Source organism: Streptomyces sp. GL_148 (assembly GCF_057834205.1).
The window spans coordinates 5,105,177-5,122,929 of sequence record NZ_CM174396.1 but is presented as its reverse complement, the minus strand read 5'-3'; the positions used below and the strand labels follow the sequence as shown (position 1 = coordinate 5,122,929).

General features: G+C 69.7%; 19 protein-coding genes. 6 read left to right on the top strand and 13 right to left on the bottom strand.

Annotation, left to right across the window (positions count from 1 at the left end; translation table 11 throughout):
* Window position 1: 1 nt before the first annotated feature.
* Genes nuoK through AC3IYI_RS23635 form a run of 11 tightly spaced genes read right to left on the bottom strand, consistent with a single transcriptional unit; the run spans window position 2 to window position 10,698 of the window.
* On the bottom strand, window positions 2-301 hold the full coding sequence (gene nuoK / locus AC3IYI_RS23685) for an NADH-quinone oxidoreductase subunit NuoK (RefSeq protein ID WP_112449176.1): 300 nt from the start codon (window positions 299-301) through the stop codon (window positions 2-4).
* On the bottom strand, window positions 298-1,110 hold the full coding sequence (locus AC3IYI_RS23680; RefSeq protein ID WP_489405656.1) for an NADH-quinone oxidoreductase subunit J: 813 nt from the start codon (window positions 1,108-1,110) through the stop codon (window positions 298-300). Before AC3IYI_RS23680 ends, nuoK begins: the two co-directional genes overlap by 4 nt.
* Window positions 1,107-1,718, bottom strand: a complete 612-nt coding sequence (gene nuoI / locus AC3IYI_RS23675; RefSeq protein WP_489405655.1) for an NADH-quinone oxidoreductase subunit NuoI — start codon at window positions 1,716-1,718, stop codon at window positions 1,107-1,109. The genes AC3IYI_RS23680 and nuoI overlap by 4 nt, the downstream gene beginning before the upstream one ends.
* Window positions 1,711-3,081: an NADH-quinone oxidoreductase subunit NuoH gene (gene nuoH / locus AC3IYI_RS23670; protein ID WP_489405654.1), complete on the bottom strand. Its 1,371-nt coding sequence runs from the start codon at window positions 3,079-3,081 to the stop codon at window positions 1,711-1,713. The genes nuoI and nuoH overlap by 8 nt, the downstream gene beginning before the upstream one ends.
* Window positions 3,078-5,609 (bottom strand): NADH-quinone oxidoreductase subunit G, encoded by a 2,532-nt coding sequence (locus AC3IYI_RS23665; protein WP_489405653.1) that lies wholly within the window; start codon window positions 5,607-5,609, stop codon window positions 3,078-3,080. Before AC3IYI_RS23665 ends, nuoH begins: the two co-directional genes overlap by 4 nt.
* On the bottom strand, window positions 5,606-6,955 hold the full coding sequence (gene nuoF / locus AC3IYI_RS23660; RefSeq protein ID WP_489405652.1) for an NADH-quinone oxidoreductase subunit NuoF: 1,350 nt from the start codon (window positions 6,953-6,955) through the stop codon (window positions 5,606-5,608). Before nuoF ends, AC3IYI_RS23665 begins: the two co-directional genes overlap by 4 nt.
* Complete coding sequence (gene nuoE / locus AC3IYI_RS23655; protein WP_489405651.1) at window positions 6,955-7,710, bottom strand: NADH-quinone oxidoreductase subunit NuoE; 756 nt, start codon at window positions 7,708-7,710, stop codon at window positions 6,955-6,957. The genes nuoF and nuoE overlap by 1 nt, the downstream gene beginning before the upstream one ends.
* On the bottom strand, window positions 7,707-9,032 hold the full coding sequence (locus tag AC3IYI_RS23650) for an NADH-quinone oxidoreductase subunit D (RefSeq protein ID WP_489405650.1): 1,326 nt from the start codon (window positions 9,030-9,032) through the stop codon (window positions 7,707-7,709). Before AC3IYI_RS23650 ends, nuoE begins: the two co-directional genes overlap by 4 nt.
* On the bottom strand, window positions 9,032-9,772 hold the full coding sequence (locus AC3IYI_RS23645; RefSeq protein ID WP_489405649.1) for an NADH-quinone oxidoreductase subunit C: 741 nt from the start codon (window positions 9,770-9,772) through the stop codon (window positions 9,032-9,034). Before AC3IYI_RS23645 ends, AC3IYI_RS23650 begins: the two co-directional genes overlap by 1 nt.
* Window positions 9,769-10,323, bottom strand: a complete 555-nt coding sequence (locus AC3IYI_RS23640) for a NuoB/complex I 20 kDa subunit family protein (protein WP_328300246.1) — start codon at window positions 10,321-10,323, stop codon at window positions 9,769-9,771. The genes AC3IYI_RS23645 and AC3IYI_RS23640 overlap by 4 nt, the downstream gene beginning before the upstream one ends.
* Before the next feature lie 15 nt (window positions 10,324-10,338).
* Window positions 10,339-10,698, bottom strand: a complete 360-nt coding sequence (locus AC3IYI_RS23635; protein WP_030010013.1) for an NADH-quinone oxidoreductase subunit A — start codon at window positions 10,696-10,698, stop codon at window positions 10,339-10,341.
* A 929-nt stretch (window positions 10,699-11,627) separates the two neighbouring features.
* On the opposite strand from AC3IYI_RS23635, the gene AC3IYI_RS23630 reads away from it, so the two are divergent.
* On the top strand, window positions 11,628-12,497 hold the full coding sequence (locus AC3IYI_RS23630; protein WP_489405648.1) for a C40 family peptidase: 870 nt from the start codon (window positions 11,628-11,630) through the stop codon (window positions 12,495-12,497).
* Between the two features lie 215 nt (window positions 12,498-12,712).
* On the opposite strand, the gene AC3IYI_RS23625 is transcribed toward AC3IYI_RS23630, so the two are convergent.
* On the bottom strand, window positions 12,713-13,126 hold the full coding sequence (locus tag AC3IYI_RS23625) for a hypothetical protein (protein ID WP_489405647.1): 414 nt from the start codon (window positions 13,124-13,126) through the stop codon (window positions 12,713-12,715).
* A gap of 390 nt (window positions 13,127-13,516) precedes the next feature.
* Between AC3IYI_RS23625 and AC3IYI_RS23620 the strand changes: the two genes are divergently transcribed.
* On the top strand, window positions 13,517-13,843 hold the full coding sequence (locus AC3IYI_RS23620) for a hypothetical protein (protein WP_489405646.1): 327 nt from the start codon (window positions 13,517-13,519) through the stop codon (window positions 13,841-13,843).
* A gap of 176 nt (window positions 13,844-14,019) precedes the next feature.
* Here AC3IYI_RS23620 and AC3IYI_RS23615 read toward each other — a convergent pair whose 3' ends face one another.
* The gene (locus AC3IYI_RS23615) at window positions 14,020-15,024 is read right to left on the bottom strand and encodes a hypothetical protein (RefSeq protein WP_489405645.1); all 1,005 of its coding nucleotides are present in this window, start codon (window positions 15,022-15,024) and stop codon (window positions 14,020-14,022) included.
* A gap of 143 nt (window positions 15,025-15,167) precedes the next feature.
* Here AC3IYI_RS23615 and AC3IYI_RS23610 point away from each other — a divergent pair, with 143 nt between their 5' ends.
* From AC3IYI_RS23610 to AC3IYI_RS23595, 4 genes are all read left to right on the top strand, one after another.
* Window positions 15,168-16,397, top strand: a complete 1,230-nt coding sequence (locus AC3IYI_RS23610; protein WP_489405644.1) for an RNA-guided endonuclease InsQ/TnpB family protein — start codon at window positions 15,168-15,170, stop codon at window positions 16,395-16,397.
* Between the two features lie 254 nt (window positions 16,398-16,651).
* Window positions 16,652-17,002 (top strand): hypothetical protein, encoded by a 351-nt coding sequence (locus AC3IYI_RS23605; protein ID WP_489405643.1) that lies wholly within the window; start codon window positions 16,652-16,654, stop codon window positions 17,000-17,002.
* Window positions 17,003-17,060: 58 nt separating this feature from the next.
* Window positions 17,061-17,306 carry a hypothetical protein gene (locus tag AC3IYI_RS23600; protein ID WP_489405642.1) on the top strand — a complete coding sequence of 82 codons (246 nt, stop codon included), beginning with the start codon at window positions 17,061-17,063 and terminating at the stop codon, window positions 17,304-17,306.
* Window positions 17,300-17,749, top strand: coding sequence for a PIN domain-containing protein (locus tag AC3IYI_RS23595; RefSeq protein WP_489405641.1), 450 nt, complete (start codon window positions 17,300-17,302; stop codon window positions 17,747-17,749). Before AC3IYI_RS23600 ends, AC3IYI_RS23595 begins: the two co-directional genes overlap by 7 nt.
* Window positions 17,750-17,753 lie beyond the last annotated feature (4 nt).

Here is a 17,753-nt window from a genome sequence, read left to right as displayed (position 1 = left end):
CTTACAGCTTCATCAGGCTGGCGTCGTCGACCGAGGCCGAGTGGCGGGTACGGAACAGCGACACGATGATCGCGAGGCCCACCACGACCTCGGCGGCGGCGACGACCATCGTGAAGAACGCGATGATCTGGCCGTCGAGGTTGCCGTGCATCCGGGAGAAGGTGACGAAGGCGAGGTTGCAGGCGTTGAGCATGAGCTCGACGCACATGAACAGCACGATCGCGTTCTTCCGGATCAGGACGCCCGCCGCACCGATGGTGAACAGCAGCGCGGACAGGTACAGGTAGTTGACCGGGTTCACTTCGAGGCCTCCTCACGGCCGAGCCGCTCGGACGACCGCTGCTCCAGGGCCTTCAGGTCGTCCAGGGCCTTGCCGGAGACGTCCCTGATCTGGCCGCGGGAGCGCAGCGTCTGGTTGACGGTGAGCTCGGAGGGGGTGCCGTCCGGCAGCAGGCCCGCGACGTCCACGGCGTTGTGCCGGGCGTAGACGCCGGGTGCGGGCAGCGGCGGGAGCTGGACGCCCTCGCGTACGCGGCGCTCGGCGAGCTCACGCTGGGTGGCGGCGCGCTCGGTGCGCTCGCGGTGGGTGAGCACCATCGCGCCGACGGCCGCCGTGATCAGCAGGGCGCCGGTGATCTCGAAGGCGAACACGTACTTGGTGAAGATCAGCGTGGCCAGGCCTTCGACGTGGCCGCCGGAGTTGATCCGGCCGAGTCCGTTGAAGTGGGTGAGCTTGGCGTTGCCGATGCCCGCGATGAGCAGGATGCCGAAGCCGAGTCCGCACAGGGCGGCCAGCCAGCGCTGCCCCTTGATGGTCTCGGTCAGCGAGTCCGCGGCGGTGACGCCGACGAGCATGACGATGAAGAGGAAGAGCATCATGATCGCGCCGGTGTAGACGACGACCTGGACGATGCCGAGGAAGTACGCCCCGTTGGCGAGGTAGAAGACCGCCAGGATGATCATCGTCCCGGCCAGGCTCAGTGCGCTGTGCATGGCCTTCTTCATCAGGATCGTGGCCAGCGCGCCGATGACGGCGACCGTGCCGAGGACCCAGAACTGCACCGCCTCACCGGAGGAGGTGAGCGTGGCGGCTGCGGCGAGGGCGCTCATGCCCCCACCCCCTCGGAGCTGTTGTCCGCGACCTCGCCCTTGGAGACGGCCACCTGGCGGACCGTGCCGGGAGCCGCCCCGGTCACCAGCCCGCGGTAGTAGTCCGAGTCGTCGGTGCCGGGGAAGATCGAGTGCGGAGCCTCGACCATGCCCTCGGTGAGCCCGGAGAGCAGCTGCTCCTTGGTGTAGATGAGCGCTTCGCGGCTGGAGTCGGCCAGTTCGAACTCGTTCGTCATGGTCAGTGCCCGGGTCGGGCACGCCTCGACGCACAGCCCGCACAGGATGCAGCGGGCGTAGTTGATCTGGTAGACGGCGCCGTACCGCTCACCCGGGGAGTAGCGCTCCTCCTCGGTGTTGTCCGCGCCCTCCACGTAGATCGCGTCGGCGGGACAGGCCCAGGCGCACAGCTCGCACCCGATGCACTTCTCCAGACCGTCCGGGTGGCGGTTGAGCTGGTGCCGCCCGTGGAAGCGGGGTGCGGTGGTCTTTTCCTGCTCCGGGTACTGCTCGGTGAGGCGCTTCTTGAACATGGCCTTGAAGGTCACGCCGAAGCCGGCCACCGGGTTCTGCCACTTCTCGCCCTGCTCGGCGTCAGACTTGTCAGACATTCTCAGCACCCTCCTCTCGGTCACTGTCAGTATTCGCCGCGCCACTGACAATGAGCTCCCGCTCACTGCGGGGCCGCCTGCGCGGTACGGGTGCCAGGTGCTGGCCGGGCTTGGGCGGCACGGGGAACCCGCCCGCCAGTGGGTCGAAGGGTGCGGCCGCCGCGGCCACTTCGGCGTCCGCGAGGGCCGTCTTCTCCTTCTTGTCGCGGAACAGGTCCGCGACGAAGGACAGCAGCAGGAGCGCGATGACCCCGCCGCCGACGTAGAGCACGATCTCCTGGAAGTCGTAGTTCTCGTTGCGCAGCGCCCGGACGGTGGCGACCAACATCAGCCACACCACGGAGACCGGGATCAGCACCTTCCAGCCGAGCTTCATCAGCTGGTCGTAGCGCACGCGCGGGAGCGTGCCGCGCAGCCAGATGAAGAAGAACAGCAGCAGCTGGACCTTGAGGACGAACCAGAGCATCGGCCACCAGCCGTGGTTCGCGCCCTCCCAGTACGTGGAGATCGGCGCCGGGGCCCGCCAGCCGCCCAGGAAGAGGGTGACGGAGACCGCGGAGACGGTGACCATGTTGACGTACTCGGCGAGCATGAACAGCGCGAACTTGATCGAGGAGTACTCGGTGTTGAAGCCGCCGACCAGGTCGCCCTCGGACTCCGGCATGTCGAAGGGGGCGCGGTTCGTCTCGCCGACCATCGTGATGACGTAGATGATGAAGGAGACCGGCAGCAGGATGATGTACCAGCGGTCCGCCTGGGCTTCGACGATCGCCGAGGTCGACATCGACCCGGAGTAGAGGAAGACCGAGGCGAAGGCCGCGCCCATCGCGATCTCGTAGGAGATCATCTGCGCGCAGGAGCGCAGGCCGCCGAGGAGCGGGTACGTGGAGCCCGACGACCAGCCCGCCAGGACGATGCCGTAGATGCCGACCGAGGCCACCGCGAGGATGTAGAGCATCGCGATGGGCAGGTCGGTCAGCTGCATCGTGGTGCGCTGGCCGAAGATGGAGACCTCGTTGCCCGCGGGGCCGAAGGGGATCACCGCGATGGCCATGAAGGCCGGGATCGCCGCGATGATCGGGGCGAGGACGTAGACGACCTTGTCGGCCCGCTTGACGATCAGGTCTTCCTTGAGCATGAGCTTCACGCCGTCGGCGAGCGACTGGAGCATGCCCCAGGGGCCGTGCCGGTTGGGGCCGATGCGCAGCTGCATCCAGGCGACGACCTTGCGCTCCCACACGATGGAGAAGAGCACGGTCACCATCAGGAAGGCGAAGCAGAACACCGCCTTGACGACGACGAGCCACCAGACGTCCCTGCCGAACAGGGAGAGGTCTTCGGCGGCGATCTGAACGGTGTTCACGCGCCCACCTCCGCAGGGGAGTCGCTGGTGTCGGCGGGGGTGGCCGGGCCGATGCGGACCAGGGCCCCCGGGCGGGATCCGGTGTCGGCGAGGACCCCGGAGCCGGTGGAGTTCATCGGGAGCCAGACCACCCGGTCGGGCATCTCGGTGACGCGCAGCGGCAGTTCCACGGAGCCGGCGGGGCCGGTCACCGCGAGGACGTCGCCGTTCTTGACGCCGGTCTCGGCGGCCGTGGCGGCCGACAGGCGGGCGCTGGCCTCGTGCCGGGTGCCGGCCAGGGCCTCGTCGCCGTCCTGCAGCAGCCCCTGGTCGAGGAGGAGCCGGTGACCGGCGAGGACGGCCTCGCCCGCGCCGGGACGGGGCAGCAGCTCCCTGTCTCCGGACTGTCCGGCGGCACGCTCCCCGGCCCACGGGCCGAGCCGGTCGATCTCCCGCCGTACGGCGTGTACGTCGGGCAGCGCGATCGGGCGATCGGCCGCGTCGGCCAGCATGTGCAGCACGCGGGAGTCGGCGGGGGCGAGGCGCCGGGTCATCTGCTCGGGCTTGAGCGCGGCCTCGAACGGCCGGACCCTGCCCTCCCAGTTGATGAACGCGCCCGCCTTCTCGGCGACGGCCGCGACGGGGAACACCACGTCCGCGTGGTCGGTGACCTCGCCGGGCCGCAGTTCCAGGGAGACCACGAAGGCCTCCTGGAGCGCGATCCTGGCGCGGGCCGGGTCCGGCAGGTCGGCGAGCTCGACGCCCGCGACCAGCAGGGCGGACAGTTCGCGTCCGGCGGCGGCCTCGACGATCTGGCCGGTGTCGCGGCCGTAGCGGTGCGGCAGCTCGTCCAGGCCCCAGGCGGTGGCGACCTCGTCGCGGGCCCGCGGGTCGGTGGCGGGACGGGCGCCCGGCAGCAGGGACGGCAGCGCGCCCGCCTCGACGGCGGCCCGCTCTCCGGCCCGGCGCGGGATCCACACCAGGGTGGCGCCGGTGGCGCCCGCGACCCGTACGGCCGCGGTCAGCGCGCCGGGCACGCCCGCGAGGCGCTCCCCCACGACGATGACCGCGCCGGGCAGGCGCAGCGCGTCGGAGGCGGCCTGGCCGCCGTCCTCCAAGCCGGTGTCGGAGGCCAGTGCGTTCAGCCACTCGGGCTCGGTGCCGGGGGCGGCGGCCAGCAGGGTGCCGCCCGCCTTCTGCAGGCCGCGCGTGGCGAACGGGGCGAGGGCGAAGGTCCGCTGCTTGTGCTTGCGGTGGGCCTTGCGCAGCCGCAGGAAGACCCCGGGGGCCTCCTCCTCGGCCTCGATGCCGACGAGGAGCACGGCCGGGGCCGCCTCCAGCGAGGTGTTGGTGACGCCGTGCCCGTCGAGGTCCTTGCCGATGCCCGCGACGGAGGCGGCCAGGAACTCGGTCTCCTCCGCGCTGTGCACGCGGGCCCGGAAGTCGATGTCGTTGGTGTCGAGCACGACGCGGGCGAACTTGGCGTACGCGTAGGCGTCCTCGACGGTGAGCCGGCCGCCGGTCAGCACTCCGGCCCGGCCGCGCGCGGCGGCGAGCCCGTTGGCCGCGGCCTCCAGGGCCTCGGGCCAGCTGGCCGGGGCCAGGATCCCGTCGGCGCCGCGCACCAGCGGGGTGGTGAGCCGGTCGGGGCGCTGCGCGTAGCGGAACCCGAAGCGGCCCTTGTCGCAGATCCACTCCTCGTTGACCTCGGGGTCCTCCGCGGCCATCCGGCGCAGCACCTTGCCGCGGCGGTGGTCGGTGCGCGTCGCGCAGCCGCCCGCGCAGTGCTCGCACACGCTCGGGGAGGAGACCAGGTCGAAGGGGCGGGAGCGGAAGCGGTAGGCGGCCGAGGTGAGGGCGCCGACCGGGCAGATCTGGATGGTGTTGCCGGAGAAGTACGACTCGAAGGGGTCGCCCTCGCCGATGCCGACCTGCTGGAGCGCGCCGCGTTCCAGCAGCTCGATCATCGGGTCGCCGGCGATCTCGTTGGAGAAGCGGGTGCAGCGCGCGCACAGCACGCACCGCTCGCGGTCCAGCAGCACCTGCGTGGAGATCGGTACCGGCTTCTCGTAGGTGCGCTTCTTGCCTTCGAAACGCGATTCGGCGTTGCCGTGGGACATCGCCTGGTTCTGCAGCGGGCACTCGCCGCCCTTGTCGCAGACCGGGCAGTCCAGCGGGTGGTTGATGAGCAGCAGCTCCATCACCCCGCGCTGGGCCTTGTCGGCGACCGGGGAGGTCAGCTGGGTCTTGACGACCATGCCGTCGGTGCAGGTGATGGTGCAGGAGGCCATCGGCTTGCGCTGGCCCTCGACCTCGACGATGCACTGGCGGCAGGCGCCGACCGGGGAGAGGAGGGGGTGGTCGCAGAACCGGGGGATCTCGATGCCGAGCTGTTCGGCGGCCCGGATGACCAGGGTCCCCTTGGGCACCGACAGTTCGATGCCGTCGATGGTCAGGGAGATCTGGTCCACGGGCGGGACCGCCGCTTCCCCGCCGCCGGAGGTGCTGTGGCCCGCGGCGGAGCCGCTAGACGGTTGCAGTACGGTCATGCGGTCACCTCCGTGTCGGCCCAGAGGGTCGACTTCTTGGGGTCGAAGGGGCAGCCCTTGCCCGTGATGTGCTGCTCGTACTCCGCGCGGAAGTACTTGAGCGAGGAGAAGATGGGGCTGGCGGCGCCGTCGCCGAGGGCGCAGAACGACTTGCCGTTGATGTTGTCGGCGATGTCGTTCAGCTTGTCGAGGTCCGACATGACCCCGTTGCCCGCTTCGATGTCGCGGAGCAACTGGACCAGCCAGTACGTGCCTTCGCGGCAGGGCGTGCACTTGCCGCAGGACTCGTGGGCGTAGAACTCGGTCCAGCGGGTCACCGCCCGCACCACGCAGGTCGTCTCGTCGAAGCACTGGAGGGCCTTGGTGCCGAGCATGGAGCCGGCCGCGCCGACGCCCTCGTAGTCGAGGGGGACGTCGAGGTGCTCCTCGGTGAACATCGGCGTGGAGGAGCCGCCCGGGGTCCAGAACTTCAGCCGGTGCCCGGGGCGCATGCCGCCGCTCATGTCGAGGAGCTGGCGCAGGGTGATCCCGAGCGGGGCCTCGTACTGGCCGGGGCCGACGACGTGCCCGGAGAGCGAGTAGAGGGTGAAGCCGGGGGACTTCTCGGTCCCCATCGACTTGAACCAGTCCTTGCCCTTGTTCAGGATCGCGGGAACCGAGGCGATGGACTCCACGTTGTTCACGACAGTGGGGCAGGCGTAGAGCCCCTCGACCGCGGGGAAGGGGGGACGCAGCCGGGGCTGGCCGCGGCGGCCTTCGAGGGAGTCCAGAAGGGCCGTTTCCTCGCCGCAGATGTAGGCGCCCGCCCCCGCGTGCACGGTGATGTCGAGCTTCAGCCCGCTCCCGAGGATGTTTTCACCGAGGTAGCCGGCCTCGTACGCCTCGCGCACCGCCTCGTGCAGGCGCCGCAGGACCGGCACGGTCTCACCGCGCAGGTAGATGAAGGCGTGCTCCGAGCGGATCGCGTAGCAGGCGATGATCATTCCCTCGATGAGGGAGTGCGGGTTCGCGAAGAGGAGGGGGATGTCCTTGCAGGTTCCCGGCTCCGACTCGTCCGCGTTCACGACGAGGTAGTGCGGCTTGCCGTCGCCCTGCGGGATGAACTGCCACTTCATTCCGGTGGGGAAGCCGGCGCCGCCGCGTCCGCGCAGACCGGAGTCCTTGACGTAGGCGATGAGGTCGTCCGGGGTCATGGCGAGCGCCTTGCGCAGGCCCTCGTAGCCCTCGTGGCGCCGGTAGGTCTCCAGCGTCCACGACTGCGGCTCGTCCCAGAACGCCGACAGGACGGGCGCGAGGAGCTTCTCCGGACTCGTTCCGTTCTTACTCAGTTCGGTGGACACGGTCATCACTCCCCTCCCTCGATGGTGGCCTCGCCGCGCGGGTGCACGATCGGGGTGTGCGGGGCTTCGCCGCGCGCGATGCGCAGGCCGATCAGGGACGCGTGACCCGCGCCGCCGCTGGCCTCGACCGCGCCCTCGCGCTCGTCGGGGAAGCCCGCCAGGATCCGCGCGGTCTCCTTGTACGTGCACAGCGGCGCGCCCCGGGTCGGCTCCACGGTGCGGCCGGCCAGCAGGTCGTCCACCATGGCCTTGGCGGACTCGGGGGTCTGGTTGTCGAAGAACTCCCAGTTGACCATCACCACGGGGGCGTAGTCGCAGGCCGCGTTGCACTCGATGTGTTCGAGGGTGACCTTGCCGTCGGGGGTGGTCTCGTTGTTGCCGACCCCGAGGTGCTCCTTGAGCTCCTCGAAGATGGCGTCGCCGCCCATGACCGCGCACAGGGTGTTCGTGCACACCCCGACCTGGTAGTCCCCGGAGGGCTTGCGCCGGTACATCGTGTAGAAGGTCGCCACGGCCGTGACCTCGGCGGTCGTCAGGCCCAGCACCTCGGCGCAGAACCGGATGCCGGTGCGCGAGACGTAGCCCTCCTCGGACTGGATGAGGTGGAGCAGCGGCAGCAGGGCGGAGCGGCTGTCGGGGTAGCGGGCGATGACCTCCTTCGCGTCCGCTTCCAGCCGGGCGCGCACGTCGGCCGGGAAGTCGGGTGCCGGAAGCTGGGGCATGCCCAGGCTCACCCCTGATACGGGCTGATTGGCTGTCATCGGTCGACGCCTCCCATCACGGGGTCGATGGAGGCGACGGCCACGATGACGTCGGCGACCTGGCCGCCCTCGCACATCGCCGCCATGGCCTGCAGGTTGGTGAAGGACGGGTCGCGGAAGTGGACCCGGTAGGGGCGGGTTCCGCCGTCGGAGACGACGTGCACGCCGAGCTCGCCCTTGGGCGACTCCACGGCCGCGTAGGCCTGGCCGGCCGGTACCCGGAAGCCCTCGGTCACCAGCTTGAAGTGGTGGATGAGGGACTCCATGGAGGTGCCCATGATCTGCTTGATGTGGTCGAGCGAGTTGCCGAGGCCGTCGGGGCCCATCGCGAGCTGCGCGGGCCAGGCGATCTTCTTGTCGGCGACCATGACCGGGCCCGGCTCCAGCCGGTCCAGGCACTGCTCGACGATCCGCAGGGACTGGCGCATCTCCTCCAGGCGGATCAGGAACCGCCCGTAGGAGTCGCAGGACTCGGTGGTCGGCACGTCGAACTCGTAGTTCTCGTAGCCGCAGTACGGGTCCGTCTTGCGCAGGTCGTGCGGGAGGCCGGCGGAGCGCAGGATCGGGCCGGTGGCGCCGAGCGCCATGCAGCCGGTGAGGTCGAGGTAGCCGACGTCCTGCATGCGGGCCTTGAAGATGGGGTTGCCGGTGGCGAGCTTGTCGTACTCCGGCAGGTTCTTCTTCATGGTCTTCACGAACTCGCGGAGCTGGTCCACGGCGCCCGGGGGCAGGTCCTGCGCGAGGCCGCCGGGGCGGATGAACGCGTGGTTCATGCGCAGGCCGGTGATCAGCTCGAACACGTCGAGGATCAGCTCGCGGTCGCGGAACCCGTAGATCATGATCGTGGTCGCGCCCAGCTCCATGCCGCCGGTGGCGATGCACACCAGGTGGGAGGAGAGCCGGTTGAGCTCCATCAGCAGGACGCGGATGGCGGTGGCGCGGTCCGGGATCTGATCGGTGATGCCGAGCAGCTTCTCGACGCCCAGGCAGTACGCCGTCTCGTTGAAGAACGGCGTCAGGTAGTCCATGCGCGTGACGAAGGTGGTGCCCTGCGTCCAGTTCCGGTACTCGAGGTTCTTCTCGATGCCGGTGTGGAGGTAGCCGATGCCGCAGCGGGCCTCGGTGACCGTCTCGCCGTCGATCTCCAGGATCAGGCGGAGCACTCCGTGGGTGGAGGGGTGCTGGGGGCCCATGTTGACGACGATCCGCTCGTCGTCGGCGCGGGCCGCCGACTGGACGATCTCGTCCCAGTCGCCGCCGGTGACGGTGTAGACGGTGCCCTCGGTCGTTTCCCTGGCGGAGGCGTGATTCGAAGTGGACATCAGCTGTACGACCTCCGCTGGTCGGGAGCCGGGATCTGGGCGCCCTTGTACTCGATGGCGATGCCGCCGAGGGGGTAGTCCTTGCGCTGCGGGAAGCCCTGCCAGTCGTCCGGCATCATGATCCGGGTGAGGGCCGGGTGCCCGTCGAAGATCAGGCCGAAGAAGTCGTACGTCTCGCGCTCGTGCCAGTCGTTCGTCGGGTAGACGGAGACGATCGAGGGGACGTGCCGGTCGGCGTCCGGAGCGGTGACCTCCAGCCGCACGATCCGGCCGTGGGTGAGCGAGCGCAGGTGGTAGACGGCGTGCAGCTCGCGGCCCTTGTCGTCGGGGAAGTGCACCCCGCTGACACCGGTGCAGAGCTCGAAGCGCAGTGCCGGGTCGTCGCGCAGGGTCTTCGCGACGAGGAGCAGGTGCTCGCGCGCGATGTGGAGGGTCAGCTCCGCCCGGTCGACGACGACCTTCTCGATCGCGTTCTCCGGGACGAGGTCCTGCTCCTCCAGCGCCCCTTCCAGCTCGTCGACGACCTCGTCGAAGTACGAGCCGTACGGGCGGGCGCTCGCGCCGGGCAGGGCCACGGTCCGCACGAGGCCGCCGTAGCCGCTGGTGTCGCCGCCGCCCGAGGCGCCGAACATGCCCTTGCGGACGCCGATCACCTCGGGGCCGGCCGCGCCCCGGGGCGCGGGCACGTTGTCGCCGTCGCCGGCATGGGGGCCGTTCTGCACGGCCGGGTCCTCGCTCACCGCAGGAGCCCCTTCATCTCAATGGTGGGGAGCGCCTTGAGGGCCGCCTCCTCCGCCTCGCGGGCCGCCTCTTCCCGGTTCACGCCGAGCTTCGATCCCTGGATCTTCTGGTGGAGCTTGAGGATCGCGTCCAGCAGCATCTCGGGGCGGGGCGGGCAGCCGGGCAGGTAGATGTCCACGGGGACGATGTGGTCGACGCCCTGGACGATCGCGTAGTTGTTGAACATTCCGCCCGAAGACGCACAAACACCCATAGAGATGACCCACTTGGGAGCGGGCATCTGGTCGTACACCTGCCGCAGCACCGGCGCCATCTTCTGGCTGACCCGGCCCGCCACGATCATCAGGTCGGCCTGGCGCGGGGATCCGCGGAAGACCTCCATGCCGAAGCGGGCCAGGTCGTACCGGCCCGCTCCGGTCGTCATCATCTCGATGGCGCAGCAGGCCAGGCCGAAGGTGGCCGGGAAGACGGACGCCTTGCGCACCCATCCCGCGGCCTGTTCGACGGTGGTCAGCAGAAAGCCGCTCGGCAGCTTCTCTTCCAGTCCCATGGAAAATTCAGCCCCTCAGTCCCATTCCAGGCCGCCGCGGCGCCATACGTAGGCGTAGGCGACGAAGACGGTGAGCACGAAGAGGAGCATCTCGACGAGCCCGAAGATCCCCAGCGAGTCGAAGGTGACCGCCCAGGGGTAGAGGAAGACAACCTCGATGTCGAAGACGATGAAGAGCATCGCCGTCAGGTAGTACTTGATGGGGAAGCGGCCGCCGCCGGCCGGCATGGGAGTGGGCTCGATGCCGCACTCATAAGCTTCAAGTTTTGCCCGGTTGTACCGTTTTGGGCCGATCAGCGTGGCCATGACCACGGAGAAGATCGCAAACCCTGCGCCGAGGGCGCCGAGCACGAGGATGGGCGCGTACGCATTCACGCTCCTCGCTCCTTCCAGTCGTCCTTGACCGTTGGACCGCTGTGCCGGCGCCGCGCGCCCCGCCTCCCACGTCTCGCATGTGAGGCAGTTCACAAGCCGGACTGGTGCGCATCTTATGCCCGCCCATCTGTGATCTGCGACACGGGTTACAACAACGAGTTTGTGATCTCCACCACCTGACGAACGATCATGAAGCCCAATGAGTAGTGATCTTCATACGTGAAGCATCCACATGATCACCAAAGGTGACATCCGCACCTGTCGTCGCAGGTGGAAGGCCTGCTGCACTATCAAATCGTGGCCACTGCATGCAAATTGGCAACGTGGTGCGCGTGATGATAAAGGGATCGGCGTCCCCCGGTCGGGGGACCCCGCGCGGACGGGAGTGGACGCGTGCATGCATTCACTAAGGCGGGGCAGAGGAGGACCCGGGGGTCATCCCGAGAGGGGCCGGAGGTGACCCCGGAGGTGACCCGAAGGTGGCCGCTGGAGGTGACCCGACGGCGACCCGGGACGGACCGGCGGCCGGGTCGCGGTCGATCGCGACCCGGATCCGAACCGGCTCCGAACCGGCTCCGAACCGGCGAGGGCCCGGCTCCAGCCCGGATCCGATCCGGCGGCGCGTTCACGGTTCGGTCACAGGAGGGCCACAGCGTCCGCATGGCGTGACGCTTCTGTGACCTGCGCCACTCGGAATTCGCGGTACCGAAAGGGGGCTTGGCCATCAGTGCGGGTCGATGGTAGGCCCGGGATCAATTCGGACTTATTGCGGAAACCCCATGATCACAGCCTTGTGACCGGCTGTCCGATTCGCCCGTTACGGCGTCAATAAGAGTTCCGACGCGCCCGGTTAGCCCGGTTCGCGCACAACTGTGGCGCAGACCACGTTTCTTGAAGGGAACCGGCGCGCCCTGATAGCGGTTGTACCCATGTCCCTCACCGCTCACATACCCAGCCACCGGAAGCCCCGCCGCAGCGCCTCGAAGCTCGCGGTCCGCGCCGGAGTTGCCGGTGGCGTCCTCAGCACCCTGGCCATGGCCGGCACGGCGAGCGCCACCCCCTCCGCCGAGCCCGCGCACGAGACCACGCTCGAAATGCCGGTCCTCGACCTGGACCTGAGCGCCGAGGTGTCCTCGTCCGTGGCCAAGGCCGCGGAGAACACCCGCGCCGCCGCCGTCGACGGCGAGCTCAACGCCCTGGAAGAGACGGCCCGCACGGGCGCCGCCGCCGAGGCCAAGAAGCTCAAGGCCGACGCCCAGCAGAAGGCCGACGCCGAGGCGAAGGCGAAGGCGAAGGCCGAGGCGGACCGCAAGGCCGAGGCCGAGCGCGCCAACCGCAGCGCGCCCCGCGCCCCGATCCAGAGCAACTCCGGGTCCTCCTCGTCGAACGGTTCCTCCTCCGGTTCCTCCGAGCAGGGCAAGGGCACCGTCACGGCCCCCGCGACCGGCTCCGCCGCCGCCATCGTCAACTTCGCCCGCGCGCAGGTCGGCAAGGCGTACGTCATGGGCGGCACCGGCCCGTCCTCCTTCGACTGCTCGGGTCTGGTCCAGGCCGCGTACCGGCAGGCCGGCATCACCCTGCCGCGCATGTCGCAGGCGCAGTCCAGCTTCGGCAAGTCGGTCTCCCTGAGCGCCCTCCAGGCGGGCGACATCCTGTACTGGGGCTCCAAGGGCAGCGCGTACCACGTCGCCGTCTACGTCGGCGGCGGCAAGTTCGTCGGCGCGCAGAACTCCAACACCGGCATCGTCGAGCGCTCCCTGAGCTACGACCGGCCGACGGGCGCCGTCCGCGTCCTCTGACATCTCCCCGCAGTCCCGGGCCGCTCCCGGTGACGCACGAAAGGCCGGTACTCCCCCGCTCGGGGGTGGAGTACCGGCCTTTCGGCGTCCTGGGGGCTCCTGGAGGCGCCCAAACGGGCCTGGGCCCTCTGAGGGGCGCCTGGGGCGCCGTCCCGGCGGCGCGGGGAGCCGCGGGGGCGGCCCGCGCCGCTGCGCCACGGCCCCGCGCCGCTGCGTCAGTCGAGGAACGTGGCCGAGGTGATCTTGTTCTTGAAGTTGACGCTGGCGTTGCCCGTGTAGCCCGGGGGGAGCGAGCCGATCAGACCGGTGAGGTTCACTTCGGTGGCCACCTTCCACGTGTAGGTGTCCCGGTTCCGGTAGGACGCGGTGTCGTCGTTCGTCACCCGGTTCCGGCCCGCGCAGCCCTCCGGTCCGACGAAGAGGTCGTTGAAGAAGTTCCAGTCCGACGACATCAGGTCGAAGACACAACCCCCTTGATAGGAGTTGTAGTAAAGGCCGAACTCACTGGTTTCCAGATAGCCGTTCCGCTCCGTGTTGGCGGCGGCCGGCCCGGCTGCCGCCAGGAGAACGGCGCTCACGGATACCGCCGCGGCGCAGCCGGCGGCGATTTTGTTGAGGGTCTTGTTCATTGGGCATTTCTCCATCTTCAGGGAATTGATTCCGGCCGGGATTAAACCTTCCGGGGCACCACAGGGCAAGGGGCTTCTCGGCTGTTCAGGCCACAACCCGCATGGCGGGTAACGGACTTGTCCGCATTACGGGCACCTGATTACGATCTCCCGCGGCCTGTGCCCCCTCCCCCGCACCAGCACGCCCTTCCACTCCGCCGACCGCAAGGGAAACACCTCGTGCGTGTACGCGAAATATCCTCGTCACTCCTTTTGTGCTGCCTCGCACTGACCGGATGCGGAGGCGGGGAAGGCTCGGGGAAGAACTCCGGAGCGGGAAATCCCGGACTTACGGCCCGGCCCACCGCCACACCCTCGATCGCGGCGGCGGACATGCCGTTCTACACGTGCATGCAGCAGCACGGAATGACCATCTCCTACGGGGACAACGGGGCTCCGCACTTCGTGGAGAAGGAGAGCCCGCAGTTCCTCCCGGCCCAGCAGGCCTGCCTGTCGCTGCTCCCCGCCCCCTCCCCCGTCCAGGCGAGCCCGCAGGAACTCGCCTCCGCGCGCAAGGCCTCCGAGTGCATGAGGGGACGGGGCATCTCCTGGTATCCCGACCCGGATCCGGTCACCGGCGAGGTGCAGCAGAAGGACGGCGGCACCTCCGAGCAGTGGCAGGCGCTCAAGCGGGACCACCTCGACGCGTACCGGGCCTGCCTGCCCCGGCCCTCCTGACCGGCGCGCGCCCGGCGGGGCGGGCCCGGGCCCGGCGGGGCGGGCCCGGGCCCGGCGGGGCGGGCCCGGGCCCGGCGGGGCGGGCCCGGGCCCGGCGGGGCGGGCCCGGGCCCGGCGGGGCGGGCCCGGGCCCGGCGGGGCGGGCCCGGGCCCGGCGGGGCGGGCCCGGGCCCGGCTCAGAGGAGCCCTGCCGCCAGCTTGTAGCGGGTCTCGCGCTGCTTCTTGTACAGCGCGAGGGTCTCGGCCTGCTCCTCCACCAGCCGCTCCTGGTAGGCCTTCTCCACCGCCGCCCAGATGCCCACGAGGTTCACCTCGCGCTTGCAGGCGACATCGGCCTTGGCCGCGGTGACGGCCTTGGGCCCGCCCGGATCCGCCTCCAGGCCGAGCTTCTGGACGACCTCGTAGGGATCCTTCAGCCCGGCGTACCCCGACTTCCCCATGCACGCGGACCAGTTCTTCAGCACCTCGGCCACCCGCGAATCACCCTTGGAGCGTTCGTGCGCCTCCGAGGCCAGCCCGAACGGGAACAGCAGGTCCACGCTGTCCTTCGTCGGCGCGTACAGCGTGCGGTACGCCTCCCGCAGGCATCCGCCGGCCGGCACCTTCTGCCCGCCGACGTCGATGCCGCTGTCCACCCGCGCGGCCTCCTCCTCGGTCCGGGCGTCCGGGGGCTGCGCGGCGCCGCCCTGCTCCCCGCCCGGCCGTTCGCCGTGCATGACCAGGGCGGCGCTCTCGCTCAGCGGGGTGGCCGGGGGCTTGACCGGCCGCCCCTTGCCCGCGGTCGCGTCGTAGCCGTGGGCCGCCGCGAACACCGGATCGGCCGCCCCGAAGAGCGTGCGGTGCCGGCCCTCGGGCCCCTGGGCGCCGGCGGGACCGGACGGCCTGACCTCCTCGTACGGGAACCCGTACCGGGCCATGCACCGGGAGATCAGCCGCTGCTGCACCTGCCCCATGCGGACCGTCTCGGCCTCGGTGTCCGTGTACGCGTCCAGGGGCAGCGAGAGCGAGGCGGTCGCCGGGGCGGCGGCGATCTCGCCGAGTTCCGGCTCGCCGTGCGCGCCGCCGCCGTCCGGATCCGAACAGCCGCCCAGGACGAGCGCCAGCAGGACGGCGGCCGGGAGGGCGGGGCGCAGGGCGGGGTAGCGGAGCGGACGGGAGTGCATCGCGGAAGACCTGTTCACCGGGTTTCTCCCAGGATGCCCCGGCCGTCAGGCCGGGGAGGAATGAGTCCTTGGAGCGGAGGCCCGGAGCACCGGAGTTCGGTTCGCATTTGTTCTGACCTGTCCTTTCGGCTGTTGTCAGTAGTCGGGGATAGGTTGTTGGGATGGCAGCGACACCGATCGCGGGGGATGCCGGGTACGCCCGGTGGACCTTCCGCCTGCGTGTGTCGTCCACCGCTCTCGGCCTGCTCCTTGCAGAGTGGGACCGGTGCCGGTGGATCTGGAACGAGTGCTGCGCGAAGTCAAAGCAGACGCACCTTTGGAACAAACGCCGGCCCGAGGGTGTGGACAAGCGGACGTGTGGTCCGGGGCAGCTCGACAAGATGCTGACCGACGCCCGCAAGACGAACACCTGGCTCCGTGAAGGCTCCAGCGTTCCGCAGCAGCAGTTGATCCGGGATTTCGGGAAGTCCCGCGCGAAGGCGCAGAAGGACATCAAGGACGGTCTGCCGATGCGGCAGCGGGCGGGGATGCCCAGGTGGAAGAAGAAGCGTGAAACGCGCCCGTCGATGAACTTCAACCGCAACGGCTTCCGCCTCAAGGGCGGGAAGTTGCACCTGGCGGGCGGAATCGCCCTGACGGTGGTGTGGTCGCGGGACCTTCCTGCCCACCCGTCCAGCGTGCGTGTCTGTCAGGACAGCACGGGAGCCTGGTACGCCTCCTTCGTCGTTCCCGCCGAGGTGCAGCCGCTCCCGGAGACGGGCGCGGTGATCGGGATCGACTGGGGCGTGAAGGAGACGGCGACCACCACATCCGACGACCACGATCTCCCGCACGCCGAGCACGGCAGGACGGCCGCCGTCAGGCTCGCCCGCTATCAGCGCATGATGGCCCGCCGTAAGCCGCCGAAGGGCAAGCCCGGGTCGAAGGGATACCAGCGGGCGAAGAAGCTGGCGGCGAAGCTGCACAAGAAAGTGGCCCGGCAGCGTCAGGACACCGGCCGCAAGTGGGCCAAGCGCGTGGTCCGCGACCACGACGCCCTGGCGGTGGAGGACTTCCGGCCGAAGTTCCTCGCCAAGTCCACCATGGCTCGGAAGGCTGCCGACGCGGCGATCTCCGCGACGAAGACGGCGCTGGTCGAGATGGGCCGCAAGCACGGACGGGCCGTGCACCTGGTCCACCCCGCGCACACCACGATGGACTGCGCGCAGTGCGGAGCGAGAACCAAGCACGCACTACCTCTCTCCGAACGAACGTATACCTGCACCGCCTGCGGAGCCCTGTCCCCCAGGGACAAGAACTCCGCCCGCGTGATGCTGGTCCGGGCTGGTCTCAACCCGGCTGGTGCTGAGGGCGTGAGACCACCCGGGGCGCTGCCCCAAGTGGCCGCCTGAGCCAGAAATCCCCGATCAGCCCTGGAGGGTGAGGAATCCCCTCCCTTCAGGGAGGGGAGGATTCAATCTCGGGAATTGAACAGTCCGGCCGGTGCCGGGGACAAGGCCTTCTCACCTGCTGGTCAGCCAAACTTCTTGCCTGGAACCGACTTTCCGGCCCGTCCCGCCTGGCGGGCACCTCGCGCCGAACGGGCGAGGTGCTGCCAAGATGGCCGGGGCGAGCACGTCCGAGTCGCCCCAGGAAGTGGTGATCCGTGACGCCCAGCCCGTCCGACGAAGGCGACGCAGCCGACGCAGCCCCCGGTACCGCCCCGGCCGCCGCCGGGCTCGGACTCCTGTCCCTCGGCGGCTGGCTGCTGACCACCACCCGCCCCTGGCACAGGCCCGGCTCCCCGCTCACGCTCACGCTGGAGTGGACGGCCTCGGGGACCCTGATGCTCTGCGGCCTGGTCCTGCTGGCCCGCTGCGTCCGCCAGGTCCACGGCACGGCCGACCCCGCGCAGGAGGACACGCACGGGGTCCCGTACGAGATCCCGTACGAGGCCCCGCGCGAGGCGCGCCCGGCCAGAGCCAGGGCCAGGGCCAGGCCTTGGGGGCGACCTTGATTCCACCGAGGTAACCATCGGACAAGAAATTTCCTACCGGCGGTGTTACGTTTTAGATATGAGCAGCCACGTAGCACCCCAGGCCGCCGGGGAGCGGGCCGGCAAGAGATCCGTGTCGCTCGCCCAGTCATTGATCAAGGAAGTTGAGGAACGCACCGGCAAGAGCGGGTTCTCCTCCGTCGTGGCCGAAGCCCTGGAGGAATGGCTCGCCGCGCAGAAGCTCCGCGAGGTCGTCACCGCTGACCGCAAGGCGTTCGGCCCCGTCTCTGCCGAAGCGCGCCGGCAGGCGGAACAGGAGTGGTAAGCAAGCGCCTCAAGATCAAGGCCAAGAGCGAGGGCACGCTCGTCCTGGACGCCCAAGGGCTTTCACTGCACGTCGACGGTGACGAGGGGATGCGTGCGCGCATCGAGGTCGCTCAGCAGAGCGGCCGACGCGTGGCGCTGTCCGCACTGACGCCCTTGGAGGTGCGCCGAACCGGCGAGGCTGCCAAGCGACTCCAGTTCCTGCTTTCCCGGTTCGATGTGAAACCGGTCAGCGACGCGGTGACAGACGCCGCAGCGAAGCTGCTGGACGCGTCGGGCCTTGACGGGCACGAATGCCTTGTGGACGCACTCGTGGTGGCCACGGCAGCACTGTGCACGCCCCCGGTACTGCTCGTCACCTCTGACAAGTCGCACATCCCAGCGCTGTGCAAGGCCGCCGGGGAGCTTCCCGGCTCACCGAAGGTGAAGATCGTCAATGTTTGACGGC

Bases quoted from the DNA above. Each gene is read 5' to 3' on its own strand.
- AC3IYI_RS23680 (WP_489405656.1), bottom strand. From the start codon at position 1,110: ATGAGCGCCCTCGCCGCAGCCGCCACGCTCACCTCCTCCGGTGAGGCG.
- nuoI (WP_489405655.1), bottom strand. From the start codon at position 1,718: ATGTCTGACAAGTCTGACGCCGAGCAGGGCGAGAAGTGGCAGAACCCG.
- AC3IYI_RS23665 (WP_489405653.1), bottom strand. From the start codon at position 5,609: ATGACCGTACTGCAACCGTCTAGCGGCTCCGCCGCGGGCCACAGCACC.
- nuoF (WP_489405652.1), bottom strand. From the start codon at position 6,955: ATGACCGTGTCCACCGAACTGAGTAAGAACGGAACGAGTCCGGAGAAG.
- nuoE (WP_489405651.1), bottom strand. From the start codon at position 7,710: ATGACAGCCAATCAGCCCGTATCAGGGGTGAGCCTGGGCATGCCCCAG.
- AC3IYI_RS23650 (WP_489405650.1), bottom strand. From the start codon at position 9,032: ATGTCCACTTCGAATCACGCCTCCGCCAGGGAAACGACCGAGGGCACC.
- AC3IYI_RS23640 (WP_328300246.1), bottom strand. From the start codon at position 10,323: ATGGGACTGGAAGAGAAGCTGCCGAGCGGCTTTCTGCTGACCACCGTC.
- AC3IYI_RS23630 (WP_489405648.1), top strand. From the start codon at position 11,628: ATGTCCCTCACCGCTCACATACCCAGCCACCGGAAGCCCCGCCGCAGC.
- AC3IYI_RS23625 (WP_489405647.1), bottom strand. From the start codon at position 13,126: ATGAACAAGACCCTCAACAAAATCGCCGCCGGCTGCGCCGCGGCGGTA.
- AC3IYI_RS23620 (WP_489405646.1), top strand. From the start codon at position 13,517: ATGCAGCAGCACGGAATGACCATCTCCTACGGGGACAACGGGGCTCCG.
- AC3IYI_RS23610 (WP_489405644.1), top strand. From the start codon at position 15,168: ATGGCAGCGACACCGATCGCGGGGGATGCCGGGTACGCCCGGTGGACC.
- AC3IYI_RS23600 (WP_489405642.1), top strand. From the start codon at position 17,061: ATGAGCAGCCACGTAGCACCCCAGGCCGCCGGGGAGCGGGCCGGCAAG.